29 protein-coding genes are annotated in these 24,157 nt (G+C 72.5%); 19 read left to right on the plus strand and 10 right to left on the minus strand.

Annotated features, from left to right (window positions below; genetic code table 11):
- Positions 1 to 38 precede the first annotated feature (38 nt).
- Positions 39 to 1,022, minus strand: a complete 984-nt coding sequence (locus ACF08B_RS36780) for an isopenicillin N synthase family dioxygenase (RefSeq protein ID WP_392321381.1) — start codon at positions 1,020 to 1,022, stop codon at positions 39 to 41.
- On the minus strand, positions 1,015 to 1,464 hold the full coding sequence (locus ACF08B_RS36785) for a nucleoside deaminase (RefSeq protein ID WP_392321382.1): 450 nt from the start codon (positions 1,462 to 1,464) through the stop codon (positions 1,015 to 1,017). Before ACF08B_RS36785 ends, ACF08B_RS36780 begins: the two co-directional genes overlap by 8 nt.
- A gap of 173 nt (positions 1,465 to 1,637) precedes the next feature.
- On the opposite strand from ACF08B_RS36785, the gene ACF08B_RS36790 reads away from it, so the two are divergent.
- The 3 genes from ACF08B_RS36790 to ACF08B_RS36800 are packed head-to-tail and all read left to right on the plus strand — an operon-like array spanning position 1,638 to position 5,270.
- Positions 1,638 to 2,912: a hypothetical protein gene (locus ACF08B_RS36790; protein ID WP_392321383.1), complete on the plus strand. Its 1,275-nt coding sequence runs from the start codon at positions 1,638 to 1,640 to the stop codon at positions 2,910 to 2,912.
- Complete coding sequence (locus tag ACF08B_RS36795) at positions 2,909 to 4,504, plus strand: substrate-binding domain-containing protein (protein WP_392321384.1); 1,596 nt, start codon at positions 2,909 to 2,911, stop codon at positions 4,502 to 4,504. The genes ACF08B_RS36790 and ACF08B_RS36795 overlap by 4 nt, the downstream gene beginning before the upstream one ends.
- Positions 4,491 to 5,270, plus strand: coding sequence for a hypothetical protein (locus tag ACF08B_RS36800; RefSeq protein WP_392321385.1), 780 nt, complete (start codon positions 4,491 to 4,493; stop codon positions 5,268 to 5,270). The genes ACF08B_RS36795 and ACF08B_RS36800 overlap by 14 nt, the downstream gene beginning before the upstream one ends.
- A gap of 45 nt (positions 5,271 to 5,315) precedes the next feature.
- On the opposite strand, the gene ACF08B_RS36805 is transcribed toward ACF08B_RS36800, so the two are convergent.
- The gene (locus ACF08B_RS36805; protein ID WP_392321386.1) at positions 5,316 to 5,630 is read right to left on the minus strand and encodes a PLD nuclease N-terminal domain-containing protein; all 315 of its coding nucleotides are present in this window, start codon (positions 5,628 to 5,630) and stop codon (positions 5,316 to 5,318) included.
- A gap of 126 nt (positions 5,631 to 5,756) precedes the next feature.
- Here ACF08B_RS36805 and ACF08B_RS36810 point away from each other — a divergent pair, with 126 nt between their 5' ends.
- Entirely contained in the window at positions 5,757 to 6,245 is a 489-nt protein-coding gene (locus ACF08B_RS36810) for a DUF3515 family protein (RefSeq protein ID WP_392321387.1), read from the plus strand.
- A gap of 4 nt (positions 6,246 to 6,249) precedes the next feature.
- On the opposite strand, the gene ACF08B_RS36815 is transcribed toward ACF08B_RS36810, so the two are convergent.
- The gene (locus ACF08B_RS36815) at positions 6,250 to 6,804 is read right to left on the minus strand and encodes a TlpA family protein disulfide reductase (protein WP_392321388.1); all 555 of its coding nucleotides are present in this window, start codon (positions 6,802 to 6,804) and stop codon (positions 6,250 to 6,252) included.
- Positions 6,805 to 6,889: 85 nt separating this feature from the next.
- Here ACF08B_RS36815 and ACF08B_RS36820 point away from each other — a divergent pair, with 85 nt between their 5' ends.
- The 9 genes from ACF08B_RS36820 (at position 6,890) to ACF08B_RS36860 (ending at position 14,143) form a co-directional block, all read left to right on the plus strand.
- Positions 6,890 to 8,347, plus strand: a complete 1,458-nt coding sequence (locus tag ACF08B_RS36820; protein WP_392321389.1) for a menaquinone biosynthesis decarboxylase — start codon at positions 6,890 to 6,892, stop codon at positions 8,345 to 8,347.
- Positions 8,344 to 9,246, plus strand: a complete 903-nt coding sequence (gene mqnP / locus ACF08B_RS36825) for a menaquinone biosynthesis prenyltransferase MqnP (RefSeq protein ID WP_392321390.1) — start codon at positions 8,344 to 8,346, stop codon at positions 9,244 to 9,246. The genes ACF08B_RS36820 and mqnP overlap by 4 nt, the downstream gene beginning before the upstream one ends.
- A gap of 80 nt (positions 9,247 to 9,326) precedes the next feature.
- Entirely contained in the window at positions 9,327 to 10,001 is a 675-nt protein-coding gene (locus tag ACF08B_RS36830) for a UbiX family flavin prenyltransferase (RefSeq protein WP_392321391.1), read from the plus strand.
- 70 nt (positions 10,002 to 10,071) lie between these two features.
- Positions 10,072 to 10,527, plus strand: a complete 456-nt coding sequence (locus tag ACF08B_RS36835) for an Lrp/AsnC family transcriptional regulator (RefSeq protein WP_073901832.1) — start codon at positions 10,072 to 10,074, stop codon at positions 10,525 to 10,527.
- Between the two features lie 38 nt (positions 10,528 to 10,565).
- Positions 10,566 to 11,729: an aminofutalosine synthase MqnE gene (gene mqnE / locus ACF08B_RS36840; RefSeq protein ID WP_392321392.1), complete on the plus strand. Its 1,164-nt coding sequence runs from the start codon at positions 10,566 to 10,568 to the stop codon at positions 11,727 to 11,729.
- Between the two features lie 140 nt (positions 11,730 to 11,869).
- Positions 11,870 to 12,517 (plus strand): UdgX family uracil-DNA binding protein, encoded by a 648-nt coding sequence (locus tag ACF08B_RS36845; protein WP_392321393.1) that lies wholly within the window; start codon positions 11,870 to 11,872, stop codon positions 12,515 to 12,517.
- A 16-nt stretch (positions 12,518 to 12,533) separates the two neighbouring features.
- Positions 12,534 to 13,058, plus strand: a complete 525-nt coding sequence (locus tag ACF08B_RS36850; protein ID WP_392321394.1) for a GNAT family N-acetyltransferase — start codon at positions 12,534 to 12,536, stop codon at positions 13,056 to 13,058.
- A gap of 75 nt (positions 13,059 to 13,133) precedes the next feature.
- On the plus strand, positions 13,134 to 13,433 hold the full coding sequence (locus ACF08B_RS36855; RefSeq protein WP_392321395.1) for a DUF4229 domain-containing protein: 300 nt from the start codon (positions 13,134 to 13,136) through the stop codon (positions 13,431 to 13,433).
- 47 nt (positions 13,434 to 13,480) lie between these two features.
- The gene (locus ACF08B_RS36860) at positions 13,481 to 14,143 is read left to right on the plus strand and encodes a TetR/AcrR family transcriptional regulator (protein WP_392321396.1); all 663 of its coding nucleotides are present in this window, start codon (positions 13,481 to 13,483) and stop codon (positions 14,141 to 14,143) included.
- Here the strand turns inward: ACF08B_RS36860 and ACF08B_RS36865 are convergent.
- Positions 14,140 to 15,009: a MaoC family dehydratase gene (locus ACF08B_RS36865; RefSeq protein ID WP_392321397.1), complete on the minus strand. Its 870-nt coding sequence runs from the start codon at positions 15,007 to 15,009 to the stop codon at positions 14,140 to 14,142. The genes ACF08B_RS36860 and ACF08B_RS36865 overlap by 4 nt on opposite strands.
- 303 nt (positions 15,010 to 15,312) lie before the next feature.
- Between ACF08B_RS36865 and ACF08B_RS36870 the strand changes: the two genes are divergently transcribed.
- Positions 15,313 to 17,202, plus strand: coding sequence for an AMP-dependent synthetase/ligase (locus tag ACF08B_RS36870; RefSeq protein ID WP_392321443.1), 1,890 nt, complete (start codon positions 15,313 to 15,315; stop codon positions 17,200 to 17,202).
- Between the two features lie 169 nt (positions 17,203 to 17,371).
- Positions 17,372 to 18,253 (plus strand): LysR family transcriptional regulator, encoded by an 882-nt coding sequence (locus ACF08B_RS36875; RefSeq protein ID WP_176985684.1) that lies wholly within the window; start codon positions 17,372 to 17,374, stop codon positions 18,251 to 18,253.
- On the opposite strand, the gene ACF08B_RS36880 is transcribed toward ACF08B_RS36875, so the two are convergent.
- Positions 18,204 to 18,668, minus strand: coding sequence for an ATP-binding protein (locus tag ACF08B_RS36880; RefSeq protein WP_093476835.1), 465 nt, complete (start codon positions 18,666 to 18,668; stop codon positions 18,204 to 18,206). The genes ACF08B_RS36875 and ACF08B_RS36880 overlap by 50 nt on opposite strands.
- Before the next feature lie 107 nt (positions 18,669 to 18,775).
- Between ACF08B_RS36880 and ACF08B_RS36885 the strand changes: the two genes are divergently transcribed.
- Together ACF08B_RS36885 and ACF08B_RS36890 are read left to right on the plus strand one after the other, a co-directional pair.
- Positions 18,776 to 19,633: a helix-turn-helix domain-containing protein gene (locus tag ACF08B_RS36885; protein WP_392321398.1), complete on the plus strand. Its 858-nt coding sequence runs from the start codon at positions 18,776 to 18,778 to the stop codon at positions 19,631 to 19,633.
- Complete coding sequence (locus ACF08B_RS36890; protein ID WP_392321399.1) at positions 19,630 to 19,827, plus strand: DUF397 domain-containing protein; 198 nt, start codon at positions 19,630 to 19,632, stop codon at positions 19,825 to 19,827. The genes ACF08B_RS36885 and ACF08B_RS36890 overlap by 4 nt, the downstream gene beginning before the upstream one ends.
- On the opposite strand, the gene ACF08B_RS36895 is transcribed toward ACF08B_RS36890, so the two are convergent.
- Entirely contained in the window at positions 19,786 to 20,436 is a 651-nt protein-coding gene (locus tag ACF08B_RS36895; RefSeq protein ID WP_392321400.1) for a class I SAM-dependent methyltransferase, read from the minus strand. The two genes, ACF08B_RS36890 and ACF08B_RS36895, sit on opposite strands and share 42 nt — an antisense overlap.
- 84 nt (positions 20,437 to 20,520) lie before the next feature.
- On the opposite strand from ACF08B_RS36895, the gene ACF08B_RS36900 reads away from it, so the two are divergent.
- On the plus strand, positions 20,521 to 22,146 hold the full coding sequence (locus ACF08B_RS36900) for a serine/threonine-protein kinase (RefSeq protein WP_392321401.1): 1,626 nt from the start codon (positions 20,521 to 20,523) through the stop codon (positions 22,144 to 22,146).
- On the opposite strand, the gene ACF08B_RS36905 is transcribed toward ACF08B_RS36900, so the two are convergent.
- Positions 22,143 to 22,457, minus strand: coding sequence for an AzlD domain-containing protein (locus tag ACF08B_RS36905; RefSeq protein ID WP_392321402.1), 315 nt, complete (start codon positions 22,455 to 22,457; stop codon positions 22,143 to 22,145). The genes ACF08B_RS36900 and ACF08B_RS36905 overlap by 4 nt on opposite strands.
- Positions 22,454 to 23,155 carry an AzlC family ABC transporter permease gene (locus tag ACF08B_RS36910; RefSeq protein WP_392321403.1) on the minus strand — a complete coding sequence of 234 codons (702 nt, stop codon included), beginning with the start codon at positions 23,153 to 23,155 and terminating at the stop codon, positions 22,454 to 22,456. The genes ACF08B_RS36905 and ACF08B_RS36910 overlap by 4 nt, the downstream gene beginning before the upstream one ends.
- A gap of 68 nt (positions 23,156 to 23,223) precedes the next feature.
- Here ACF08B_RS36910 and ACF08B_RS36915 point away from each other — a divergent pair, with 68 nt between their 5' ends.
- Positions 23,224 to 23,787 carry a helix-turn-helix domain-containing protein gene (locus ACF08B_RS36915; RefSeq protein ID WP_392321404.1) on the plus strand — a complete coding sequence of 188 codons (564 nt, stop codon included), beginning with the start codon at positions 23,224 to 23,226 and terminating at the stop codon, positions 23,785 to 23,787.
- Between the two features lie 92 nt (positions 23,788 to 23,879).
- Here ACF08B_RS36915 and ACF08B_RS36920 read toward each other — a convergent pair whose 3' ends face one another.
- Complete coding sequence (locus ACF08B_RS36920; protein WP_069779342.1) at positions 23,880 to 24,083, minus strand: cold-shock protein; 204 nt, start codon at positions 24,081 to 24,083, stop codon at positions 23,880 to 23,882.
- Between the last annotated feature and the right edge of the window lie 74 nt (positions 24,084 to 24,157).

A 24,157-nucleotide genomic window follows, 5' to 3' on the forward strand; every position in this document is an offset into this window, starting at 1 on the left:
GAACGCGGAAGTGATTAACCGACGGTGCGGTTCGGGGCTCAGCCGACGCTGATCGAATCGAGCTTCTCGCGCAGGTACACGTGCGAGTCGACCGGCGGGTACGCGACCCGGCCCACCGGCGCCGGTACCGACTCCACGAGGGTGCCCGGGGTGCACTCGCCGAAGTAGACGAGCGACATCAGCTCCTCGGCGGGCGCGTCCACCGGCGGGGGCAGCACCCGGTGCCGTCCCGACCGCCACCGGTCACCGGTCCAACGGGCGAGCAGATCACCGATGTTGACGGTCAGGGCCGCCGGTTCCCAGGGCGCGTCCTGCCAGCCGGCGCCGCCGTCCGCGGGGTCGGTGTACACCTGGAGTCCGCCCCGGCCCGTCTGCCGGTCCAGGACGGTGACGGTGCCGAAGTCGGTGTGCGGCCCGATCCGGAACTGCCCCGGCCGCGGCCGGCCGACCACCTCCGTGCCCGGGTACCAGTTGATGTTGAAGCCGTACGTCGGACGGTCCATGTGCCGGGAGAAGATGTCCGGTTCCAGCCCGAGCGCGTGGCCCAGCAGGGACAGCAGCTCCGTCTCCAGCCCGGCCATCCGCGCCAGGTACTCCTGGCACAGCGGACGCAGCCCGGGGACCTCGGCGGGCCACACGTTGGGCGCGTACCACTCGGCGTCGACGGCCGGGTCGCCGAAGGGCTCGTCCGTGGCGAAGGTCAGCGACTCCTTCAGGTCGGGCGGTGTCTCGGTGCCCTCCGCGTACCCGTTGGCCTCGGCGCCGGGGCCGAGCCAGCCGCGTCCGCCGACCCGGGCCGCGTACCGCCGCTTGACCTCGGGCGGGAGCAGGAAGAACCGCCGGGCCGCGGACCGGATCCCGGAGCGCAGGAGCGGGTCCACACCGTGCCCGGTGATCAGCAGGAACCCGGCGGTCTGCAGGGCCCGGTCGACGGTGCGTGCGAGGTGAGCCCGGGCCTCGGCGTCCCCGTCGCGCCACGGACGCAGGTCGACGGCCGGGATCGGGGCGGGCGTCTCAGTCACCGATGTCCTCGTTCCACAGGTCCGGCTGGTCCTCGACGAAGGAGCGCATCATCGCCGTGCACTCCGCGTCGTCCACGACCAGGATCTCCACTCCGTGCGCGGCCAGCCAGTCGTGCCCGCCGTGGAACGTCCGGGCCTCGCCGACCACGACCCGGGAGATGCCGAACTGGCGGACCAGGCCGCTGCAGTACCAGCAGGGGGACAGGGTGGTGACCATGGTCGTGCCGCGGTACGTGCGCTGCCGGCCCGCCGCGCGGAAGGCCGCCGTCTCCGCGTGCGCCGAGGGGTCGCCGTCCTGGACCCGGCGGTTGTGCCCGCGGCCGAGGAGGGTGCCGTCCGGGCCGTACAGCGCGGCGCCGATCGGGATGCCGCCCTCGGCGAGGCCGGCCCGGGCCTCCTCGACGGCGGTGGCGAGCCAGACGCGGACCTGTCGTTCGTCCATGACCTCACTCTGCCTCCGGGACGGGCCGGCGTCACGCACCGAAGGGGTGAGGCGGGTCTTCCGCAATTGTCTGACGGCCTTTCACATCCTTGTGACCGCACGTTGGTTGGGCGTTCCCCCGGCCGTCGTCTCGGACCGCGACGATCCTGCCCCCGCTGACGCAGGAGAAACGGGTGGCCACACACAGAGCCGAGACCGACCAACCCCGTCGGACCGGCGAGCCGCGCCTGAAGGTCGGCGCACCGGCCGTCACACCCCGGCGGCGCTCGCCGGCGCGCAGGCTGATCCCCCGCGCCGTCGCGGCGGCCACCGCCCTGTGCGCGATCGTCGTCCTCGCCCAGGGGCACGTCGGACTGCCGTTCGCGCGCATCGTCACGATCCAGGCCAAGATGGCCTCGAAGGCCGACTACTTCGAGGACCCCGAGGTCCAGCGGCTGCTCGTCCGGCACGGCTTCCGCGTGCACATCACCCGCATGGGATCCCGCGGCATCGCCCAGCAGAGCTACGACGACTACGACATCGTCTTCCCCTCGGGCCAGCCCGCCGCCGACCTGATCACCCGCAGGCGTGCGGCCGAGGGCCACCCGGCGACGACGTACCGCCCCTTCGTCAGCCCGATCGTGCTCGGCACCTACCGCGAGTACGCCGAGACCCTCCAGGCGGCCGGGATCGCCACCCCGCTCCCCGGCGCGCCCGCCGGGGCCCGTCCGCTGTACTACACGCTCGACATGGCGAAGTTCCTGCGGGCGACCGCCGACGGCCGCCGCTGGGACGGCCTCGGTATCGACCGGCACGGCATCCACAACGGCAACAAGGTGCTCGCCCAGACCTCCGACATCTGCGAGGCCAACTCCGCCGGCACCTACCTCGGCCTCGTCTCCTACGTGTGGAACCACGACAACATCCCGCAGACCCCGGCCGAGGCGACCCGCTTCGCCGAGCGGATCCGGCTCCTCCTCAACGACCAGGGCATGCCGTCCTCGGAGAAGAACGAGACCTACGTCTCCGCCGAGGGCAAGAGCATCTCGCCCATCGCGGTGATCTACGAGCACCAGTTCCTCGCCCACCAGATCGCCGCCCGCGCCGGCACCGGACGCGTCGACGGCGAACGGGTGCTGCTCTACCCGTCGGCACGGTTCGTCACCGAGCCCCAGCTCATCGCGCTCACCCCGCAGGGCGACCGGCTCGGCGAGCTGATCGGCAAGGACCCGGCGCTGCGCAGACGGGCGATGGAACTGGGCCTCAGGGTCCGGGACGCCGACGGCGGCAGTGCCACGAGCGACGCGCTCACCCGGTTCCTGCGCGAGCGGGGCATCCAGGCGCCGGTCCTGTCGGCGGACGACACCAAGGCGGTCCTGCCCCGCCTCGACCTGCTGGAGCGGATGATCGAGGTGGTCGGCGACTGCGAGCCGGTACCCCGCTCGGCGGCCGCCGGGGAGGCGCCGTGAGGGCCCGCGTCCTGACCGCCGGCCTGTGCCTGGTCCTGCTCGCCGCGCTCGGCGGCCTCGTCTCCTGTTCCGGCGACGGCGGCGGACCCGACACCACCCTCCGCGTCCTCGCCAGCGACGAACTCGCCGACATGAAACCGCTGCTGGCCCGTCTCCGCGAGGACACCGGCGTCCGCCTGGACCTGGACTACCGGCCCACCAACGACGCGAGCGACACCCTGCTCACCGGCCGCCACTCCTACGACCTGGCCTGGCTCTCCTCCGACCGCTACCTGCGGCTCGAGGCCAGACGGGCGCCCTCCGGGAACAGGGCCGCCACCGGCGTGCAGAGCCGCTCGATCATGCGCTCCCCGGTGGTCGTCGGCCTCACCCGGGACACCGCCCGCACCCTGCGCGCGAAGACCCCCGGCGGCCGTCTGTCCTGGGCGGACATCGCCGACGCCGCCGCCACCGGCACCGTCCGCTTCGGCATGGCCGACCCCCGGCACAGCAACAGCGGCCTCGCCGCCCTCGTCGGCGTCGCCACAGCCGCGGCCGGCACCGGCGGCGCGCTGCGCCCCTCGGACGTCAGCTGCGACCGGCTGCGCGGGTTCCGGTCCGGCCAGAGCCTCACCGCCGAGAGCTCCCGCGCCCTGCTGGACGCCTTCGCCGCCCGCCCGGGCCGCACCAACGCCCTGATCACCTACGAGTCCGAACTGCTCACCCTGAACGCCTCCGGCCGGCTGCGGCAGCCCCTGGAGATCGTCCACCCCGCCGACGGCATGGTGCTGTCCGACTATCCGCTGCTCCTGCTCGACCCCGGCCGCCGCGACGCCTACGACCGGGTGGTGAGCTGGCTGACCGAGCCCGGACATCAGCGGGACATCATGCGCCGCACCCTGCGCCGCCCGGTGAGCACGGCCGTTGCCCGCGACGCACGGCTGACCGCGCCCCTGGACAACGCCCTGTACTTCCCGGACGACCCGGCCGTCCTGGACCGGCTCCTCGACGACTACGGCGACCCCCGGCGCCGCGCCGCCGACCAGGTGATCTTCCTGCTGGACTTCTCCACCTCGATGCGCGGGGCCCGAACGGCCGCGCTGCGGGCCGCGTTCGCCGGGCTCAGCGGCGCGGACACCTCGGCCGGCGCCAAGTTCGTCCGCTTCTTCCAGGGCGAGCGGCTCACCGTGGTCCGCTTCGGCGGGCGCCCGCTGGGCGAACGCACGGTCACCATCGGCGGTCCGGCCGACCTCGAAGCCCTCCAGGACTTCGTCACGGAGGGCGGCTACGACGGCTCCACGGCCGTCTGGTCCGCGCTGGACCACGGATACGCCGTCGCCGAGCGGGCGTTGCGCGAGGACCCGGGACGGCTGGTGTCCCTCGTGCTGATGACGGACGGCGAGAACAACGCGGGCATCGGCCGCGCCGCGTTCGCCGGCCGCTACCGGGCCCGCCCCGCCGACGTCCGCGCCGTGCACACCTACCCCCTGTACTTCGGCGACGCCGACCCCGCCCAGCTGCGCCGGGTCGCCGCGGTGACCGGCGGCCGCATGGTCGACGCCCACGCACGGTCCCTGTCCGCCGCGTTCAAGGAGATCCGTGGCTGTAACTGACGGCACCTGGTGGAGCGCCTGGTGGGGCGCGATGGCGTGGTGGCTGGCGGCACTCGCCGGCCTGCTCGTGCTGCTCGGGTACGCGGTGCGGCGGGAGGTCGTACGGCGCCGGGAGGGCCCCAGTGACCCGAGCTACCTTCCGCTGTACCTCGACAACGACGCCGTCATGGGCCTGTTCAAGCTGGGCAACTACCGCACCGCCCTGCGCAAGGAGGTCGAGGAGCGGCGCATCCGCAACGCCGGCTGCCTGGCGGTGATCCCGCTGGTGTCCCTGCTGTTCCGGGTGACGGGCGGCAGCAGCACCGAGGTGGTCGCCAAGTACGTGGAGAAGAGCGAGCCGATCTCGGTCATCGGCCTGCTGCTGTCCGTCCTCAGACAGGGCGACGCCCTGGTCGAGGTGCGGCTGCGGGCGGACTCCGGCACGGTCACCCCGAACCGGGCCCTGCTGCGGGAACTGGCCCGCACCGCGGGCGGCGCCGCACCGGCCGCCGAGGTACCGCTCAGCGAGATCGGCGAGTTCGTCATGGTCACCGGCCGGTTCGAGGCCGGCGACCGGCGCGAGGCGACACTGGTGATGCGGGCACCCTACGGGGACGGCGGACCGGCCGCCCGTCTGCGGGTCGTGCTGCGCGCCGACGGACTGCTCACCCCCGACAGGGAGCTGCCCGAGGGCCAGTTCCAGGCGCACTGCCTGGGCAAGGTGACCAGCTGGGACCCCCGGGCCCGCGAGATCGTGCTCCAGTACCCGGTGGCCGTCTTCCGCTGACCCGCCCGCGCCCGGCCCGGCCCGTGCCCCGCACCGGGCAGGCCGTCACTCGGACCCGGGCTCGGGCTCGTCCTTCCTGAGGGACTTGAGGAACTCGGGGTTGTCGTCGGGGGCGACCCAGCCGGCACTCGCGGTGCCGTGCCCGTCCGGCGAGGCGGAGCCGTACGCCCCGGCGCCCCGCGCCTTGCCGGTGATCAGCCAGGCGACCGGCCCGACCAGGACCTCGCCGAAGAGCAGGATGACGATCACCCACACCACCTTCGGCAGGTGGCGCACCTCTTCCTCGGGGGTGTTCAGACAGTCCACGAACGCGTAGATCCACAGCGCCAGGACCAGCAGGAACGGCAGATACCTGAGCATGGTCGTGCGATCTCCCGACGATGTGAGACGGCCCCGGTGACCGGGCCAGGGTAGCGGGTGGCCATGATGGTTGTTCCTTGATCGCCGATGACCGACGGCGGATCGGAGGGAACGGGGGAAGGCACGATGGGAGTGCGTACACGCAGGCGCCGGGCGGCGGCCGGGGTGGCCGCCGGCGGGCTGCTCGTCGCCGGGCTGCTGGTGGCGCGGGAGCTGTCCTCGCCGGTGTTCGGCCTGCGGCAGGGGCCGTTGGCGAAGGACGCGGCGTGCACGCGGATCGCGGACCGCTACCCGGACCGGCTGGACGGCGACCGCCGCGACCGGGTCACCTTCGAGGGGCTCGCGGTGTGGGGCCACGGGGCGGTGCGGCTGCGCTGCGGCCTGACACCGCCGGTGCCCACGAAGGACCCGTGCTTCGCCGTGAACGGCGTGGACTGGGTACTGAGGGAGGCCGCGTCCCGGGACGGGCGGAAACTCGTCGTCACCTACGGCAGGCGCCCCGCCGTGGAGCTGTCGATCGCGGACTCGGTACGGCAGCCCGACGCCGTCCTGACGGAGGTGAGCCGGCTGGTCGCGCCGGTCCGCCAGAACAACCACTGTCTGCGCAGCGGTTGACCGGTCAGCGGGCCTTCTCGCGCAGCAGTGGGCGGGTGAGGCCCGTGACCTCCGCCTCCGTGAGGGGGCTGACGCACAGGCCCGCCAGCTTCCCGTTCCGGTCGATGAGCAGGGTGTACGGCAGCGACTGGGGCCGGAACTCCCGGGGCAGCCGGGTGAGCAGCCGGCCGCCGGGGTCGTGCAGGCTCGGGTAGGCCAGCCCGTGGTCGCGCTGGAACGCCAGGCCCGCCCCGCGCTCCGCGTCCGTCTCCAGGCCCAGCACCTGCACGCCCTTCGCCTTCAAATGCTCCTGCGCGCGGGAGAGTTCGGGCGCCTCGGCACGGCAGGGGCCGCACCAGGGCGCCCACACGTTGAGGACGACGACCTTCCCGCGGTAGTCGGAGAGGCGCACGGACCGGCCGTCGAGGGTGCTGCCGGCGAGGTCCGGCGCGGCACCGCGGTCGGCCGCCGGGACCCTCCTGAGCGGCGGCCCGGACGCGCCGTCCGGCTCCGTCGCGGGCGCGCACCCGGCCAGGGCGAGCAGCAGGGCGAGAAGCGGCAGCCGGCGGTGACGTCTCATGATCGACGAGTATTCCAGCCGCGCCACGGGCGTACGGGCGGGGGCGCCGCCGGGACAAAGCGGTACGTCGGCGATACTTGGCCCCATGGCTTACGACGATCTTCGCTCCCTGCTGCGGGCGCTGGAGCGCGAGGGTGACCTCAAGCGCATCAAGGCCGAGGTCGACCCCTACCTGGAAGTCGGGGAGATCGTCGACCGGGTACAGAAGTCCGGGGGCCCGGCGCTGCTCTTCGAGAACGTCAAGGGCTCCGCGATGCCCCTCGCGATGAACGTCTTCGGCACCGACCGGCGGCTGCTCAAGGCGCTGGGCCTGAAGTCGTACGGCGAGATCTCCGAGAAGATCGGCGGCCTGCTGCGGCCGGAGCTGCCGCACGGCTTCGTCGGCGTGCGCGAGGCCTTCGGGAAGCTCGGCGCGATGACGCACGTGCCGCCGAAGAAGGTGAAGTCCGCGGCCGCGCCGGTGCAGGAGGTCGTCCTGCACGGCGACGAGGTCGACCTGGACCGGCTCCCGGCGCTCTTCACCTGGCCCCAGGACGGCGGCTCCTTCTTCAACCTGGGCCTGACCCACACCAAGGACCCCGAGACCGGCATCCGCAACCTCGGCCTGTACCGCCTCCAGCGCCACGACAGGCGCACCATCGGCATGCACTGGCAGATCCACAAGGACAGCCGGAACCACTACCAGGTCGCCGCGCGCCGGGGCGAACGGCTGCCGGTCGCGATCGCCTTCGGCTGCCCGCCGACGGTGACGTACGCCTCCACCGCCCCGCTGCCCGGGGACATCGACGAGTACCTCTTCGCCGGGTTCGTCTCCGGCAGGCGGATCGAGATGGTGGACTGCAAGACGGTTCCGCTCCAGGTCCCGGCGAACGCCGAGGTCGTCCTGGAGGGCTGGCTGGAGCCGGGCGAGATGCTGCCCGAGGGCCCGTTCGGCGACCACACCGGTTTCTACACCCCGCAGGAGCCCTTCCCCGCGCTGACGATCGACTGCGTGACGATGCGGAAGCGGCCGCTGCTCCAGTCGATCGTGGTCGGCCGCCCGCCCACGGAGGACGGCCCGCTCGGCCGCGCCACGGAACGCTTCTTCCTCCCCCTGCTGAAGATCATCGTCCCGGACATCGTGGACTACCACCTGCCCGAGGCCGGCGGTTTCCACAACTGCGCGATCGTCTCGATCGACAAGAAGTACCCGAAGCACGCGCAGAAGGTGATGCACGCGATCTGGGGGGCGCACATGATGTCCCTGACCAAGCTGATCGTCGTCGTGGACGCCGACTGCGACGTGCACGACCTGCACGAGGTCGCCTGGCGCGCTCTCGGCAACACCGACTACGCCCGTGACCTCACGGTCGTCGAAGGCCCCGTCGACCATCTCGACCACGCCTCCTACCAGCAGTTCTGGGGCGGCAAGGCGGGCATCGACGCGACGAAGAAGCTGCCCGAGGAGGGCTACACGCGCGACGGCGGGTGGCCGGACATGGTCCTGTCCGACCCGGATACGGCGGCCCTGGTGGACCGCCGCTGGAAGGAGTACGGCCTGTGAGCAGCGCGTCCGCCGCGATCCCCCGGCCGGGGCGCACCAAGGCGTTCCTGCGGCTGGTGATGATCGAGCACTCGGTCTTCGCCCTGCCCTTCGCGTACATCGCCGCCCTCACGGCGATGTACCAGTGGGACGAGAACATCCACTGGGGCCGGCTGCTGCTGGTCACCGTCTGCATGGTCGGCCTGCGCACGTTCGCGATGGCCGTCAACCGGATCATCGACCGCGAGATCGACGCCCGCAACCCGCGCACGGCCCACCGCGAACTGGTGACGGGCGCGATGTCCGTGCGCCACGCCTGGACCGGCGCCCTCGTCGCCCTGGTGGTCTTCCTCGGGTCGGCCGCCCTGCTGAACCCGCTGTGCCTGGCCCTCGCGCCGGTCGCGGTGATCCCGATGGTGGTCTACCCCTACGGGAAACGGTTCACCGACTTCCCGCAGGCCATCCTCGGTCTCGCCCAGGCCATGGGCCCCATCGGCGGCTGGCTCGCCGTCTCCGGGTCCTGGTCGTGGGACTCGGTGATCCTCGGCCTCGCGGTGGGCGTCTGGATCGGCGGCTTCGACCTGATCTACGCCTGCCAGGACGTCGAGACCGACCGTGAGATCGGCGTCAGGTCGGTGCCGGCCCGCTTCGGCATCCCGGCGGCGATCTGGGGTGCGCGCGCCTGTCACACCGTCACCACGGCGCTCTTCGTCTGGTACGCCCTGGCCACCCACGCCGGCGCGTTCTTCTGGCTGGGTCTGGCGATCGTGGCGGGCGCCTTCGTCTACGAGCACCGCATCGTCCGCCCGCACGACCTGTCCCGTCTCGACCGGGCGTTCTTCTCGGTCAACGGCTTCATCGGCATCGCCCTGTTCGTGTGCGCGCTGCTGGACCTCCTGGTGCGTGGTCTGACCGTCTGACCGGGGCGGCCCGACACCCGGATCCCGCGCGGTGGGCGACCCGGCCTGAGGGCTGGGCGACCCGCCGGTACGCTCAAGGTGTGAACGCAGGAGAATCGCGGCGCGAGCCTTGGATCGTGGGGGTGTCCGGAGCTTCCGGTACGCCGTATGCGGCTGCCGTGCTGCGGGCGCTGCTGGGGGCGGGGGAAGCGGTCGACCTGGTGGTCAGCCGGGCCTCGCGGCTGACGCTGCTGGACGAGACGGGGATCTCGTTCCGTGACGCCCACTGGCAGGACGACCTGCGGGAATGGCTGGCCCGGGGCGCCGACGGCAAGCCCGGGACCTTCGACGTGGACGTCAGCGGGGTGCGGTACTGGGGCGCGGGCGACCTCGCCGCCGGGCCGTCCTCGGGGTCGTACCCGGCGAAGGGGATGCTCATCGTGCCGGCCTCCACGGCCTGTGTGGCCGGTGTGGCGCTCGGCCTGTCCAAGGACCTGCTCCAGCGGGCGGCGAGCGTCACACTGAAGGAGCGCCGCACCCTGGTCGTCGCCGTGCGGGAGACCCCCCTGAACGGACAGACACTGCGGCATCTCGTCGCGCTGGACGACGCCGGTGCCACGGTCGTGCCGGCCTCGCCCGCCTTCTACGCGGGCGCCACCCACATCCAGGACCTGGTGGACTTCGTCGCCGGCCGGGTGCTGGACGCGGCGGGTGTCGGACACGGCCTGTATCGGCGGTGGCGGGGCGAGCTGGGCGGCGGCACAGCCGGCCGGTAGCGCCCGCCGGGAGCAAGGCGCAGTACCTCTCATCACACTTCGGAACTCTTCAGCGGAAGGCTTCGATCGCATGGACGCGGTGGACAGGCAGCTCATCCAGGCCCTGAGGGAGAACGGCCGGGCCTCCTACGCGGAGCTTGGGCGCCTCGTCGGCCTGTCGGGACCCAGCGTCACCGACCGCATCAACCGGCTGGAGGCGGCGGGAGTCATCACCGGCTACCGCGCCACGGTGAACGCGGCCTCCCTCGGCCTCGGCGTCATCGCGCTGATCGGCATCTCGCTCTCCGACGCCGCCGACCACGAGGACGTGGCCCAGCGGCTGCGGGACCTGCCGGAGATCGAGGACTGCTGGTTCATCGCCGGTGACGACTCCTTCATGCTCAAGGTGCGTTCGACGGACGTCGACGGCCTGGAGAAGACGATCAGGCGGCTCAGCGGCACCAAGGGCGTCTCCCGCACCCGTACCACGATCGTGCTGTCCACGAAGTGGGAGAACCGGGTCGGGGAGCTTCCCGAAGAGGTCTAGGGATACCGTTGGTCGGGCTGTCGGAGAAAGGTGTTGGCATGGACGTCGGGCTCAAGCGCGAGCTGGAGGAGAAGGTCCGCTCCGGTGAGCGGCTGTCCCGCGAGGACGGCATCGCGCTGTACGAGTCGGACGACCTGGCGTGGCTCGGCGGGCTCGCGCACGAGGTGCGGACCCGCAAGAACGGTGACGTGGTCCACTTCAACGTCAACCGGCACCTGAACATGACCAACGTGTGCACGGCCTCCTGCGCCTACTGCTCGTTCCAGCGCAAGCCGGGCGAGAAGGACGCGTACACGATGCGCATCGAGGAGGCCGTCAAGCTCGCCAGGGCGATGGAGTCGGACAACCTCACCGAGCTGCACATCGTCAACGGCCTGCACCCGAACCTGCCGTGGCGGTACTACCCCCGGTCGCTGCGCGAGCTGAAGGCGGCCCTGCCGAACGTCTCGCTGAAGGCGTTCACGGCGACGGAGATCCACCACTTCGAGACGATCTCCGGTCTGTCGGCCTCCGAGATCCTGGACGAGCTGATCGACGCCGGTCTGGAGTCGCTGACCGGCGGCGGCGCCGAGATCTTCGACTGGGAGGTCCGGCAGCACATCGTGGACCACCGGACCCACTGGGAGGACTGGTCGCGCATCCACCGGCTGGCGCACGAGAAGGGTCTGAAGACCCCGTGCACCATGCTGTACGGCCACATCGAGGAGCCGCGGCACCGGGTCGACCACGTGCTCCGTCTCCGCGAGCTGCAGGACGAGACGAACGGCTTCCAGGTCTTCATCCCGCTGCGCTACCAGCACGACTTCGTGGACATGAAGGACGGCAAGATCCGCAACCGCCTTCAGGCCCGTACCCAGATGGCCACCGGCGCGGAGGCCCTGAAGACCTTCGCGGTCTCCCGTCTGCTCTTCGACAACGTGCCGCACGTGAAGGTCTTCTGGGTGATGCACGGCGTGCAGACCGCCCAGCTGGCCCTCCAGCACGGCGCCGACGACATGGACGGCTCGGTCGTCGAGTACAAGATCACGCACGACGCGGACAACTACGGCACGCCGAACAAGCTGACCCGCGAGGACCTGCTCGACCTGATCCGCGACGCGGGCTTCCGCCCGGCGGAGCGCAACACCCGCTACGAGATCATCCGCGAGTACGACGGCCCGGACCCGTCCCGCCGCGATTCCCCCCAGCCGATGCGACTCTGACCTCCGACCGCCGACGCGCGGCGCCTTCCCGGCCGACACCCCGTGTCCCCACCCAGGGGCGCGGGGAACTGCGCGCCCAGCCACCACCCACCCGCGAACGACAACACGGCCTGGCCCCCAACGGCGGGTACTCGGTCCCCATGGCCACCCGAACCCCCGAGGACGCGTACACGGCGGAGCCCTTCCTCCCCGCCCGCAAAGGACTCGCCGCCCTGCGCCGGGCCGCCGCCGACTGCCGCGGCTGCCCCTTGTACCGGGACGCCACCCAGACCGTTTTCGGAGCCGGCAAGGCCACCGCCCGCGTGATGCTCGTCGGCGAGCAGCCCGGCGACCAGGAGGACCGTCGGGGCCGGCCCTTCGTCGGCCCCGCCGGCAGACTCCTCGACCGCGCCCTCGAAGAGGCCGGCCTGAACCCGGCGGACGCCTACGTCACCAACGCCGTCAAGCACTTCAAGTTCACCCGGTCCGAGCCGGGCAAGCGACGCATCCACAAGCCGCCGACCCTGCGGGAGGCAGCCGCCTGCGCCCCGTGGCTCGCGGCCGAGCTGGCCGTCGTGGAGCCGGAGCTGATCGTGATCCTGGGAGCCACGGCCGGAAAGGCGCTGCTCGGCTCCTCGTTCCGGGTGGGCCCGGTGCGGGGGACCGTGCTGGAGGAGGAGGTCCACGGGCGCCCGCAGCGGCTGGTGCCGACCGTGCACCCCTCGGCCGTGCTGCGCGCGGACGACCGGGAGGGCGCCTACCAGGGCCTGGTGGCCGATCTGAAAGTGGCTGTGCAGGCCCTCGGGTAATGGATACACTCCAGCTGTGCCCATTACCTTCACGCTGGACCCGGCCCTCACCCCCGCCCTGCGCGACGGCATCCTCGATCTGTGGGCGGACGTCTCCAACGCGGGCGGAGCCGTCGGTTTCGTGCCCCCGGTGACCCGCGAGCAGGTGCGGCCGGAACTGGTGCGGCATCTCGCCCAGATGACCGAGGGGCGTACCCGGCTCGTCGTCGGTCGGGACGAGGGCGGCGAGGTGGCCGCGACCGCCTTCCTCACCCACAACACGCACCGGCTGATGACGCACTGGCTGTGGCTGTACACGGTGATGGTCCACCCGAGGCACCAGGGCAAGGGGTACGGCCGCGACCTGCTCGCCGCCGCCGCGGACGCGGCCCGCGGTCTCGACGGCATCGAGGCGATACGGCTGACCTGCCGGGGCGGGCTCGGCCTGGAGCGCTTCTACGGCTCCTGCGGCTACAAGGAGGTCGGCCGGGTGCCCGCCGCCATCCGCGTCGCCCCGGACGACGACCGCGACGACGTCACCATGCTGCTGCCGCTCGGCTGACCCCGCTGAATGATCGCCTGCCGGCCGTGCTTCACTGGACGATGACCCCTTTTGGAATCGGAAGACTGGATTGAGATGCTCCGCTACACGCTGATGCGCTTCGGCATCTTCGCCGGCTGCCTCGTCGTCGTCTGGGGAGCCGTCTACTCCGGCATCTTCCCGCGGGGCTACGGCAACGCCAACTTCTTCTGGGTCCTGCTGCTCTCCCTGGTCCTCTCCGCGCCGGTCAGCTGGGTGGTCCTGCGCAAGGAGCGCGAGCGGGCCTCGGTGCAGGTCGCCGGCCGGGTCGACCGGATCAAGGCCAACCTGGACGCCAACCGCAACCAGGAGGACGGCGTCGAGGACCCGGCCGCCGCGCAGGGCAGCGCATCCTGACCGAGTATCCGGCTCCCGGTGCCCCGGGCCCCAACTAGGCTTGTCCCATGGGTGCCGTGAAGACCAAGCGGATGCCGCGTGCGGTGCGGGAGCAGCAGATGCTGGACGCCGCCGTACGGATTTTCGGCCGACGCGGGTACATGGCGGCGTCGATGGACGAGATCGCCGAACTGGCGGGCGTGTCCAAGCCGTTGGTGTACCTGTACCTGAATTCCAAGGAAGACCTGTTCACCGCGTGCATCCGCCGGGAGGCCGCCGCGCTGACCGAGGCGGTGCGCACCGGCGTGCGGCCGGACCTGCCCGCCGACCGGCAACTCTGGGACGGGCTCCAGGCGTTCTTCGCGCACACCTCGGAGCATCCCGACGCCTGGTCCGTGCTGCATCTGCAGGCCCGTACCCACGGTGAGCGGTTCGCGGCCGAGGTCGCCTCGATGCGCGAGGAGATCGTGGCGTTCGTGACCCGGCTGATCGCGGTCGCGGCGCGGGACGCCCACGGGGATCCGCACCTGCCCGAGCGTGAGGTCGCCGGGCTCGCCGAGGCGCTGGTCGGCGCGGCCGAGTCCCTCGCCGCGTGGGCCAACACCACCCCGGGCGTCACGGCCCGTCAGGCGGCGGCCACCCTGATGAACTTCGCCTGGTCGGGCCTCGGCGCCCTGCTGAGCGGCCAGGTGTGGACCCCGCCCACGACCCCGCCCGCGACCGAGGCCTAGGGGACTTCGCCCCGAACGCCGCCGGACAGCGGAACCACCTCGCCGGTGAGGTGGAGCCTGCCGTCCGGGCCCCGCAGGGAGAAGCGGCCGGCGCCGTCCGCCCCGTACGTCACCGCCCCCGGCAGCAGCACCGGCGCCCGGAACTCGGCCCGCACCACGGCGGAGCCCGCCGTGCCGTGGGCGGCCAGGCAGCGGGCCACGGTCCACATGCCGTGCGCGATGGCCCGCGGGAAGCCGAACAGGCGGGCGGTGAACGGGTGCAGGTGGATGGGGTTGCGGTCGCCGGAGGCGGCTCCGTACCGGCGTCCCACGTCCCCGGCCAGTCGCCACTCGGCGACGGCGGGCAGCGCGGTGTCGTCCCGCCGCGCCCCGGCCGCCGTACCGCCCGCGGTGCGGTGCCGGGCCAGGTAGGTGCTGCGGGACTCCCAGACGAGGTCGCCGCCGGACCGCAGCCCGGTCACCACGGTGGCCTCGGTCCCGCGCCGGTGCGGGGCGAGTCCGTCGACGAACACGGCGAGTTCGTACTCCCCGGTGGCGGGCAGGTCGGCGTGGCGGACGATCTCGATGGACGTGTGGACGAGGCCCAGCAGCGGCAGCGGGAAGTCCCGGCCGCTCATCAGGCGCATGGCGAGCGGGAATCCGAGGACGTGCGGATAGGTGACGGGCAGTGCGTCGGCACCGGTGGCGAAGCCGCACACCCGCTCGTACGCGGCCAGTCTCGCGAGGTCGACGCGGAGGCCGGGGAGCAGGAGCCGGGTGCGCGGGTGGCCGGCGCCCCGGGCCGGGCGCTTGAAGGGGGAGCGCAGGGCGCCCCGGGCCAGCAGCGGGGCCAGTGCCGGGGGCGCGCTCAGGGTGACGGTGCTCATCTGCGGCTCAGCTCCCGCGCGGTTCGGTTCCGAAGGGCTGACAAATCCTTACTCCAGAGTAAGGTTACCGGAGGTAAGTCAAAAGTGAGCCCCCCTCACATAACCCGTGAGGCTGCACATCCCTGGCCCCGGACCCTTCCCGAACCCGCACAACCCCCTCACAGCGGACCCGTACGATCACCTGCCTAACCGTCGGTAACTCTCACTTCGGGGCCACCGCCGGTGTACGCACGCCTGAGGAGCCGCCCCGTGTCCACCCCGTACCAGAACGCCCCCGTCTCCTCCGGCGCCCCGGTCTCCGCCATCGACTACGACGGCCGCCCGGTCCTCGTGGAACCCGAGGTCCGGCGCCTCGACGGGGCCGTCCGGGAGGCGTCCGTACCGCCGTTCGCGCCACCGGTCACCCATGGCTCGCTGGCCGACCTGCCGTTCGAGAACGCCGAGGCGGCCCCCGGTGCCGTCGCGCTCAGCCGCCGGCTGCCGGACGGCAGTTGGGCGGACGTCACCGCCGCGCGGTTCGCCGAGCAGGTGCTCGCGGTGGCCAAGGGGCTGATCGCCGAAGGGCTGCAGCCGGGCGACCGGATCGCCGTGATGGCCCGCACCCGGTACGAGTGGACCCTGCTCGACTTCGCCTCCTGGGCCGCGGGCCTCGTCACCGTCCCCGTCTACCCCACCTCCTCCGTCTTCCAGACCCGCTGGATCCTGCACGACTCCGGCGCGGTCGCCCTGGTCACCGAGACCGCCGCGCAGGCCGCCGCCATCGGCCCCGAACTCCAGCACCTGCCCGACCTCGGGCACCTGTGGGTGATGGACAAGGACCACGTGGAACGGCTCGCCGAGGCGGGCGCGGAGGTGCCGGACGGCGAGGTGGCCGTGCGCCGGGGCATGCTCGGCCCCGACACCCTCGCCACGCTCATCTACACCTCGGGCACCACCGGCCGCCCCAAGGGCTGCGCCCTCTCGCACGGCAACTTCTTCGCCGAGGTCGACAACGCCATCGAACTGCTCCACCCGGTCTTCAAGGCTCAGGACGAGGAGCCGTCGGTCCTCCTCTTCCTGCCCATGTCCCACGTCTTCGGCCGGATGGTGGCCATCGCCTGCGTCCGCGCACGCGTCCGCCTCGGCCACGCGCCCAGCCTGGCCGCGGACGACCTGCTGCCGGACCTGGCCGCCTTCCGGCCGACCGCGCTGCTGACCATCCCCTACATGCTGGAGAAGATCTTCAACTCGGCCCGCGCCAAGGCGGAGGCGGGCGGCCGGACGGCCGTCTTCGACCGGGCGGTCGCCGTCGCCCGCCGCTACGGCGAGGCCCTCGAAGCCCGCCAGACCGGCACCGGCAGCGGACCGAACCGCGCCCTGAAGACCCAGCGCACCCTCTACGACCCGCTCGTCTACCGCCGTCTGCGCGCCGCCATGGGAGGCCGCGTCCGGTACGCGATCTGCGGCGGCTCCCCCCTAGGCCGGCGCCTGGCCGCCTTCTACGCCGGAGCCGGCATCGAGATCTTCGAGGGGTACGGCCTCACGGAGACCACCGGCGCCTCGACGGTCACCCCGCCGCTCAAGCCCCGCCTCGGCACCGTCGGCTGGCCGATGCCCGGCACCCGGGTCCGGATCGCGGCCGACGGCGAGATCCTGCTCGCGGGCGACCACGTGCTGCGCGGCTACTGGGACCCGCAGGCGGGCGGAGTCGTCCCCGCGACCCGGGACGGCTGGCTGGCCACCGGCGACCTCGGCGAACTGGACGACGAGGGCTATCTGACCATCACCGGCCGCAAGAAGGAGCTGCTGATCACCGCGGGCGGCAAGTCGGTGGCCCCGGCACCGCTGGAGAACTGGCTGCGCCAGCACCCGCTGATCTCCCAGGTGATGCTGGTCGGCGACGGACGCCCGTACGTCGGCGCGCTGATCACCCTCGACCCCGACGGCATCACCCACTGGCGCCAGATGATCGGCAAGCATCCCGTGCCGCCGGAACTCCTCACCGGCGACCCGGAGCTCGCGGCCGTCCTGCAGCGCGCGGTGGACGAGGCGAACAAGCTGGTCTCGCGGCCCGAGTCCATCCGCCGGTTCGCGGTGCTGCCCGTGGACTTCACCGAGTGGTCCGACCATCTGACCCCGTCGATGAAGCTCCGCCGGGGCCAGGTCATGCGGGACTTCGCGAAGGACGTGGAGAGCCTGTACGAGCGCCGCTGACCGACGGTCGGCACCCGCTCCTCGCCGGTCCCGTCTCGTCCGGACTCGACGGGGCGCGGAGCGGGTTGCCGCCTGGGTCGGTCGCGGCCCGCACACGATCCTCGTACGCGCCCAACGCCCAGTCAATCCTTGGGTTTTCTCCTCAAACCCAAGTGTTAGCTTGGGTGTTGTGACCCTGGACGATCTCCGTGTGTTCGTGGCCGTGTGCCGTGCGGGCAGCCTGAGTTCGGTCGCCCGCGACCTCGGCTGCACCCAGTCGGCCGTCAGCCAGCACGTCAAACGGCTGGAGCGGGAGACCGGGGTGGCGCTGCTGGAGCGCCGCCCGCGCGGAGTCGTCCCGACCGGGGCCGGCCGGCTGCTGGAGGCCGCCGCGGCCGAGGGCATCTCCGGTCTCGACCTCGCCGTACGGCAGCTGCGCGACCTGGTCGACGGCCACGGCGGCCACGTCCGCGTGGCCACCGGCGCGACCACCGTCCGGCACTTCATGTCCGACGCGGTCGTCACGTTCCGCCACCGCCACCCCCGGGTCAACCTGGAGTTCCGCACGGTCAGTTCGGGCCGGGGCGCCTTCGACGCCCTCGCCGACGGCACGCTGGACCTGGCCTGGATCACCATCGGCCCGCCGGTGCGGGGCATCGAGCAGCGGACGGTCGCGCAACTGCCGTGGCTGCTCGCGGTCCGCGCGGACGACCCGCTCGCCGGCCGCCCGCGCCTGGACCCCGCCGAACTCGCCGACGTCCGCCTCATCCGGCTGCCGCCCAACTCCACGTCCGCCGCCCATCTCGAAGCGGCGTGCGCGGAGCGGGACGTGCGGTTCTCCTACGAGCCCAGCGTGGCCGACTGGGACACGGCGCTGCTCCTCGCCGAGCTGGGCGTGGGCCGGGCGGTCGTCCCCGCCGTACCCGGCCTGCCCGTCCCCGGCGAGGGCCCGTTGCGGCTGGTCCCGCTGCCCGGCCTGCGTCCGCTGCCCGTCGGCTGGGCCGTCCGCCGCTGGGACGCGCTCAGTCCTCCGGCGCGGGCGTTCGCGGACACGGTCGCCGCCTCGCGCTGAGCGGCAGCTCCGCCCAGACGGTCTTGCCGACGTCCCGTGTGGTGACGCCCCACAGGGCGGACAGCACCTGGACGACGACGAGTCCGCGACCGTGCTCGTCCAGCAGGCCGCCGTCCAGGAAGCGCAGGGGCCGGTCGCTCCGGGTGTCGCTCACCTCGATGCGGAGCGTGTCCCTGCCGGGCAGGAGTGCCAGTCGCAGTTCGAAGTCCCGGCCGGGGACGCGACCGTGGGTGACGGCGTTGGCGGCGAGTTCCGCGACGAGGAGCTGGGCGGTGTGGCTGAGGTCGCCGTCGTGCGGGAACCCCCAGGTGGCGAGCGCGCCGCCGGTCAGCCGACGGGCCAGCCGGGCACCGCGGGGCGTGGCGCTGAGCCGCTGCACGAGTTCGGTCCGGGGGGTGGAGATTTCTACGTTCACCTCACCGAGCGTGGCCGGTTCTCCCTACGCTGACCAGGGATGACCCGGCGACTGTGCGTAGTCGTACGGGTGCGGTGGGTCCGGTGTACGGCTTGTCGGAGGGTGGCGTGGCGGAGGAGCGGAGGCCGGAGACACCGGCGGAGGCGAACGGGGCGGCGGCGGTCTTCGTCGTCCTGGGCAAGCAGCTGAGGCTGATGCGGGAGCGGGCGGGCCTGAACCAGCGGGAGTTCGGCAACCTGGTGGGGTACGGCCCCGACCAGATCTCCGCGGTGGAGCGGGGGGTACGGACACCGAGGCCGGAGTTCCTCCAGCGGGCGGACGAAGTCCTGCGGGCGGAAGGCCTGTTCACGGAGGTCATCCCGCAGGTGGAGGAGGCGATGACGAAGGCACGGACTCGGCATCCGGAGTGGTATCGAAGTTATGCCGAGTTGGAAGCGGTCTCCGTCGAGCTGCACTTCTACGCCAACCAGGGCGTGCCCGGCCTGTTGCAGACCGAGGACTACGCGCGGGCCGTGTTCTCCCGGCGCCGTCCCCTGCTCGCCGAGGACATCATCGAGAAGCGCGTCGCCGACCGACTGGCGCGCCAGCAGGTCTTGGAGCAGTGGCCTCTCCCCATGTGCAGCTACGTCTTGGAAGAGGCCGTGCTGCACAGGCCCATCGGCGGTACGAAGGTCTACAAGGACCAGCTTCGCCGATTGCTGCGCATCGGCAACATGCGCAACGTGGAGGTCCAGGTGATGCCCTCCGCTCAGACGGAACACCCCAACATGGACGGCCCGTTCAATCTGCTGACGCCCAGCAGGCGCGCCCAGGTCGCTTACGTTGAGGTGCAGGGGTATCCCCGCCTGGTCACCGACCCGGAAGAGGTCCGTAAGATCGCCGACCGCTATGGGATCATGCGCGCGATGGCACTTACTCCGACGGCATCCCTGGCCCTGATCGAGAAGCTGCTGGGAGAGAGATGAACACCGAGGAACTCGCCTGGTTCAAGTCCAGCTACAGCGGCGGCGAAGGAGGCGAGTGCGTCGAGGTCGCCCTGGAGGCCACCGCCGTCCACGTCCGCGACTCGAAGCGGCGGCCCACCGCCCCCCGTCTCACCGTGACGCCCACCGCGTGGTCACTCTTCCTTCTGGGCGAGAAGGAACGCCTGCGGGACTGACTCGCCCCACGCCTCCACGGGCTCCCGGACGGTGCCGGCGCGCAGGGCGAACCCGGCGCCGGACAGCAGCTCCGCCATCCGCTCGGGGCGGCGCCGCTGGAAGTCGAGCACCACGGGCCGGCCCCAGGGACGGTCGAGGCGCAGCGGCACGTCACCGGACTGGAAGGCGAGCAGCGCGAGGCCGCCGGGAGCCAGCACCCGGTGGAACTCGGCCAGCAGCGCGGGGAGTCGTTCCACCGGCGTGTGGATGCTGGAGTACCAGGACACGACACCGGCCAGCGAACCGTCGGCGAGGGGCAGCTCCAGCATGGAACCCTGCTGAAAGCGCACCGCGGGGTTGTCCCGGCGGGCGATGGCGACCATGGACGCGGACAGGTCGAGGCCGAAGACGGACAGGCCCAGCCCGGCCAGGTGTCCGGTGATCGCCCCGGGACCGCAGCCGAGGTCGGCGACCGTGCCGTCGGGCCCCACCTGCTCAGCGAACGCGCCGAGCAGCGCCCGCTCCAGCGGCCTGTCGTCGAGCGGGTTCCGGAAGTGGTCGGCGTAGTCCTCGGCGATGGTGTCGTAGAAGGAGCGGGTGGCGGTCAGGAAGTCCTCGGTCTCGGTCATGGGGAGGGACCGTAGCGGGCGGCACCGACATCCCCTCTAGGCTGCTGCCGTTGGCCGATGCATCTAGTGGGGGGTTGTGGGCCGATGGACCAGGCGACGGAGGTCTTCCAGCCGCTTCAGGCGGACGACCCGCCCGTGGTGGCGGGTTACCGGCTCGCCGCCCGGCTGGGGGCCGGCGGGATGGGCCGGGTCTACCTCGCGCACACCCGGGGCGGCCGGCCGGTCGCTATCAAGGTGGTGCGGCCGGAGCTGGCGGACGACCCGGACTTCCGGCGCAGGTTCGGCCGGGAGATCAAGGCGGCCCGGCGGGTGCGGGGCGCGTACACCGCCGAACTGATCGACGCGGACGCGGACGCCGTACCGCCGTGGCTGGCCACCCTGTACGTGCCCGGCCCGTCCCTGACCGAGGCCGTGGCCCGGCGCGGGCCGCTGCCGGTGGCGGCGGTGCTGTGGCTGATGGCCGGGGTGGCCGAGGCGCTTCAGGCCATCCATGCCGAGGCCGTCGTGCACCGGGACCTGAAGCCGTCGAACGTGCTGCTGGCGGCCGACGGGCCGCGGGTGATCGACTTCGGTATCGCGCTGGCCGCCGACGGGACCTCGTACACGGCGACGGGCGGCACGATCGGCACGCCCTCGTTCATGGCGCCGGAGCAGGCCTCCGGGGGTGATGTCACGGCGGCGACCGACGTCTTCGCGCTCGGCCAGACCGCGGCGTTCGCGGCGCTGGGCCGACCGCTCTACGGCGAGGGCGCGGCCCTCAACGTGCTGTACCGGATCGTGCACTCCGCGCCCGACCTCGCCGCGCTGCCCGAGCCGCTGCGTCCGCTGTTCGCCCGCTGCCTGGCCGCCGACCCGGCGGAGCGGGCCACCCCGGCGGAGATCGTCCAGTGGTGCCGGCAGCGGCTGGGGGCGAACGCCGACGCGGGCGGGGGACCGGCCGTGTGGCGGGAGATCATCGGGCCGGACGTCACGGTTCCGGCGCCGGTGTCCGACCCCACGCCCGTCGTCCCGCAGCCCCTGATCGCGTATCCGCAGCGGCCGACGGCGGCGCAGGGCGGCACCCGGAGGCGTCGCGCGCTGATGACCGGTGCGGGGGTGGCGGGCAGCGCACTGCTGCTGGTCGCGCTGGCGTGGTCGCTGATGGACGCGGGGTCTCCGGCGGGCGGCAAGGACACGGACCGCGCCCGGACTTCCGCGACGGGACCGGCGGCACGGTCCTCCTCCTCTTCCTCCTCGGCGCCCGCGAAGGGCTCCGCCGACTCGGCGGCCGGCCGGACCGGTGACGGGAAGGCAGGCAGCTCGCCGTCCCCGGCGGCCTCGCCCCCTCGGCCGCGTGCCGATGTGTACGCCCCGCTGACGGTGGACGCGCAGCACCCGCTGAACCTCGACGACCCGGACGGCGGAGCGAAGAACGGCAAGGACGCCGTCCGCTTCGACTGCCGGGAGCCCAGCTGTGAACTGACGAGCGGCACGGCCGCGTTCGTCCAGATCGTCGGCGGTCACGGCACGACGCTCGACATGTGCCGCCTCATGCTCAGGAGCGGCAGGTACCACGACTGGACGCTGGCCTCGGTGGCCGCCGGCAGCGAGATCTGCATGAAGGACACCAAGGGGAACATCGCCCTGTTCGTGGTCCAGACGAAGTCGACCGCGATCGCGGACCTCGCCTTCCTCCAGGGCGACCTGACCGTCTGGCGGAAGGCCGCCTAGGCCGCCCCCGCCAGCCGCAGCAGCGCCGTCGTCGCCGCCGCGGCCAGGACCACGAGCGGGAAGGGCGCCCGGCGCCAGGCCAGGACGCCCCCGACCAGGACCCCGGCGGGGCGGGCCCAGCCCGCGAAGCCGCCGCCCTCGGTCAGCGCGCCCGTGGTCAGCAGGGCGACGAGGAGCACCACCGCGCCGGCCGAGGCGAGTTCCTGCACCCGGGGCGGGACGGTGACCCGCCCGTGCAGCACCGGCCCGACGAGCCGGAAGGCGTACGTGCCCACGGCCAGGGCGAGGATCACGGCGAGTGTGGCGTTCATGCCGCGGCCCCCGTCCCGGCCGGGCGGCGGTGGAGGAACAGTCCGGCGAGGGCGAGCAGCACCGGCACCCCGGCCGGGACGGCGGGCGTGACCGCCAGTGCGACCGCCGCGCCGAGCAGGGCGCACCGCCGTACCGCCGCGTCCGCGCGCAGGGCGGGCAGGACCAGTGCGACCAGGACGGCCGGGAAGGCGGCGTCCAGTCCGTAGCGGGCGGTGTCGCCGAGCGCGCTCCCGGCCAGCGCCCCGACCGCCACGCCCACGTTCCACACGGCGAACAGGCCGAGCCCGGAGATCCAGAACGCCCTGCGCCGCCGTACCGGATCGGACTGGGCGAGGGCGAAGGCGACCGTCTCGTCGGTGACCAGATGGGCGCCGAGGAGACGGGTGGCGCGGCCGGAGCCGATGATCTCCGCGACGGCCAGACCGAAGGCCGCCGTCCGCGTGTTCAGGAGCAGCCCGGTGACCGCGGCCGCGACCGGCCCGCCCCCGGCGAGCAGCACCCCCACCGCGCTGAACTGGGCCGATCCCGCGTACACGAGCACGGACATGAGCACGGGCACCCACACCGGCAGCCCGCCGGCGACGGAGACGGCGCCGAAGGACACACCGACGATGCCGCCGGCCAGCCAGACCAGTGAGCTGTCCCGGACGAGGGAGCCGTCGCCGGACTCCAGAGGTGTTCGTTGCAGCGAACGCATGTTCTCTACAATGAACAGCAGACGGCCGGTCCGTCAAGGCGAACGATCGTACCGATGGAGCGAACGACATGTCCGAGGTCCCCGCCCGGCTCCCGATGGAGTGGATCGCCGCGTCCCTCAAGCGCGAGCGCGCCCGTGCCGGGCTGTCCCTGTCCGAGCTGGCCAAGCGCGCCGGCATCGCGAAGTCGACGCTCTCCCAGCTGGAGGCGGCGGGCGGCAACCCGAGCATGGAGACGATCTGGGCGCTCGCGGTGGCACTCGGCGTGCCCTTCAGCGCGCTGGTGGAACCGCCCGCTCCGGCGGTCCAGGTGATCCGCGCCGGCCAGGGGCCCACGGTCCACTCCGAGCAGTCGAGTTACCTCGCCTCACTGCTCTCGGCCTGTCCGCCCGGCGCGCGCAGGGACATCTATTACGTGTGGCTGGAGCCGGGCTCCGTACGGGATTCCGCACCGCACATTCCCGGGACCACCGAGCACATCGTGGTCGCGGAGGGCGGCGTGAAGGCGGGGCCGCGAGGGCAGGAGGTCGAACTGGGACCGGGCGATTACCTGTCCTACCGCGGAGACGTGCCGCACGCCTACGAGGCGCTCGCCGACGGAACGAAGTTCGTCCTGATTATGCAGCACATGTAAACCGGAAATGAACGGGAAAAGGCAGGAGCCCCGTCGCCGTACGGCGCGGGGCTCCTTGGGTACTGCACTCAGGTTCTGCGATCAGGCAGTGATCAGACGGGGGTGACGTTCTCCGCCTGCGGACCCTTCGGGCCCTGCGTCACGTCGAAGCTCACCTGCTGGTTCTCCTCGAGGGAGCGGAAGCCAGCGGCGTTGATCGCGGAGTAGTGAACGAAGACGTCGGGGCCGCCGCCTTCCTGGGCGATGAAGCCAAAGCCCTTTTCGGCGTTGAACCACTTCACGGTTCCGGTAGCCATAAGCCCTCCTTGGGCCCAAAAGGGTTGCCCTGCTCCAGAACCTGCACGTGCGAAACGGTGCTGCACAACTGCAT

Source organism: Streptomyces sp. NPDC015139 (genome assembly GCF_043079785.1).
Taxonomy (GTDB): Bacteria; Actinomycetota; Actinomycetes; order Streptomycetales; family Streptomycetaceae; genus Streptomyces; species Streptomyces albidocamelliae.

Bases quoted from the DNA above. Each gene is read 5' to 3' on its own strand.
- ACF08B_RS36860 (WP_392321396.1), top strand. From the start codon at position 13,481: ATGGGTGCCGTGAAGACCAAGCGGATGCCGCGTGCGGTGCGGGAGCAG.
- ACF08B_RS36900 (WP_392321401.1), top strand. From the start codon at position 20,521: ATGGACCAGGCGACGGAGGTCTTCCAGCCGCTTCAGGCGGACGACCCG.
- ACF08B_RS36805 (WP_392321386.1), bottom strand. From the start codon at position 5,630: ATGCTCAGGTATCTGCCGTTCCTGCTGGTCCTGGCGCTGTGGATCTAC.
- ACF08B_RS36895 (WP_392321400.1), bottom strand. From the start codon at position 20,436: ATGACCGAGACCGAGGACTTCCTGACCGCCACCCGCTCCTTCTACGAC.
- ACF08B_RS36910 (WP_392321403.1), bottom strand. From the start codon at position 23,155: ATGCGTTCGCTGCAACGAACACCTCTGGAGTCCGGCGACGGCTCCCTC.
- ACF08B_RS36785 (WP_392321382.1), bottom strand. From the start codon at position 1,464: ATGGACGAACGACAGGTCCGCGTCTGGCTCGCCACCGCCGTCGAGGAG.
- ACF08B_RS36915 (WP_392321404.1), top strand. From the start codon at position 23,224: ATGTCCGAGGTCCCCGCCCGGCTCCCGATGGAGTGGATCGCCGCGTCC.
- ACF08B_RS36835 (WP_073901832.1), top strand. From the start codon at position 10,072: ATGGACGCGGTGGACAGGCAGCTCATCCAGGCCCTGAGGGAGAACGGC.
- ACF08B_RS36855 (WP_392321395.1), top strand. From the start codon at position 13,134: ATGCTCCGCTACACGCTGATGCGCTTCGGCATCTTCGCCGGCTGCCTC.
- ACF08B_RS36865 (WP_392321397.1), bottom strand. From the start codon at position 15,009: ATGAGCACCGTCACCCTGAGCGCGCCCCCGGCACTGGCCCCGCTGCTG.
- ACF08B_RS36820 (WP_392321389.1), top strand. From the start codon at position 6,890: ATGGCTTACGACGATCTTCGCTCCCTGCTGCGGGCGCTGGAGCGCGAG.
- mqnE (WP_392321392.1), top strand. From the start codon at position 10,566: ATGGACGTCGGGCTCAAGCGCGAGCTGGAGGAGAAGGTCCGCTCCGGT.
- ACF08B_RS36920 (WP_069779342.1), bottom strand. From the start codon at position 24,083: ATGGCTACCGGAACCGTGAAGTGGTTCAACGCCGAAAAGGGCTTTGGC.
- ACF08B_RS36905 (WP_392321402.1), bottom strand. From the start codon at position 22,457: ATGAACGCCACACTCGCCGTGATCCTCGCCCTGGCCGTGGGCACGTAC.
- ACF08B_RS36815 (WP_392321388.1), bottom strand. From the start codon at position 6,804: ATGAGACGTCACCGCCGGCTGCCGCTTCTCGCCCTGCTGCTCGCCCTG.
- ACF08B_RS36845 (WP_392321393.1), top strand. From the start codon at position 11,870: ATGGCCACCCGAACCCCCGAGGACGCGTACACGGCGGAGCCCTTCCTC.
- ACF08B_RS36810 (WP_392321387.1), top strand. From the start codon at position 5,757: ATGGGAGTGCGTACACGCAGGCGCCGGGCGGCGGCCGGGGTGGCCGCC.
- ACF08B_RS36890 (WP_392321399.1), top strand. From the start codon at position 19,630: ATGAACACCGAGGAACTCGCCTGGTTCAAGTCCAGCTACAGCGGCGGC.